This window comes from Microcystis sp. M53598_WE2, assembly GCF_030067735.1.
In the GTDB taxonomy this organism is placed as follows: Bacteria; Cyanobacteriota; Cyanobacteriia; order Cyanobacteriales; family Microcystaceae; genus Microcystis; species Microcystis aeruginosa.
Genome location: NZ_JASJFE010000467.1, coordinates 1 through 1,510 on the forward strand (window position 1 = coordinate 1; position 1,510 = coordinate 1,510).

At 47.0% G+C, this 1,510-nt stretch carries 1 protein-coding gene; it reads left to right on the top strand.

Annotation, left to right across the window (positions count from 1 at the left end; translation table 11 throughout):
• On the top strand, positions 1–1,510 hold a 1,510-nt coding region (locus tag PX636_RS09705; RefSeq protein WP_353853467.1), incomplete at both ends, for a DUF6603 domain-containing protein.

Genomic DNA, 1,510 nt, shown 5'->3' on the forward strand with positions numbered 1-1,510 from the left:
CTCCCTCGATGGACTTGGCGTTAACTCCCCCCTCAATCAATTTGACCCCAAATTTGACCTTAAAGGCATCGGCATCGACTACAAAGGCAGCGACACCCTAGAAATAGGAGGCGCATTCCTCAGAACTACCCGAAACGGCATAGACGAATACGACGGTGCCGCCGTTATCAAATTTAACGTCAAAGGCAAAGCCCTCAAACTTTCCGCCATAGGGTCCTATGCTTATTTTCAAGGGCATCCCTCCCTCTTTATCTACGCCATTCTTGACTACCCCATCGGTGGCCCATCCTTCTTCTTCGTCACCGGATTAGCCGCCGGCTTTGGCTATAACCGCGCCCTCAAAGTCCCCACCATTGACCAAATTGCCACCTTTCCCCTTGTCGCCGAAGCGGTTAACCCTCCTCCGGCTGAGGGTTCTAACTCAGACCAAGCCGCCCGACTCACAGGAGAACTAACCAAACTCCGAGACTATATCCCCCCCGAAACTGGGCAAATATTCCTCGCCATCGGCATTAAATTCACCTCTTTTAAACTAATTGACTCTTTTCTCCTGCTTACCGTCGCTTTTGGTAATCGTTTTGAACTTAATATCCTTGGTTTAGCCACCCTCATCGCCCCCCCAAATGTAGGCGCAGGAGTCCCCCCAGTTGCCGAGGTACAACTAGCCCTCAAAGCCAGTTTTCTGCCCGCCGAAGGATTTATCGGCGTTATTGCCCAACTTACTCCTAACTCTTATATCCTTTCTCAAGCTTGTCATCTCACCGGAGGATTTGCCTTTTATGGCTGGTTTGCCCCTAACGTCCATGAGGGAGATTTTGTCCTCACTTTAGGGGGTTATCATCCCCTCTTTAAAGTCCCAGACCATTACCCGAAAGTACCTCGCCTTGGGCTTAATTGGCAAGTTAGCAGTGAACTTTACCTCAAAGCAGATGCTTATTTTGCCTTGACTCCTTCCGCTATCATGGCCGGGGGACACCTCCAAGCTACTTGGAATAGTGGTCCTCTGAGTGCTTGGTTCAACGCCGGGGCAGATTTTCTCATGTCTTGGAAACCCTATCACTATGATATTTCTATCTATATTGATATGGGAGTGTCCTATACTTTCCACTTTTTTGGAACCCATCATATTACTGTTCAATTAGGGGCAGATTTACACATCTGGGGACCCGAATTTACAGGGATTGCCCATATTCATCTTTGGATTATTTCCTTTGATGTGCGCTTTGGTAGCAGTGCCTCGCAAGCACCCACAGCCATTGACTGGAATGAGTTTAAAACCTCTTTTCTCCCTGCTGCTGATGCTATTTGTACCATTGCCGTTAAAGAGGGTTTAGTCAGAAAAGTTAATCAAGACGATAAAACAGATTTAGGGAACATTAATCCTAAAGATTTCTGCTTAGTCGCTAATTCAGTCATTCCTGCTAAGAAAGCTGTCTATACTAAAGATATAACTCTTCAAGACGATCAAATCCAAATCGCGGCAAGTAATACCCAATTTGGCATCAGTCCA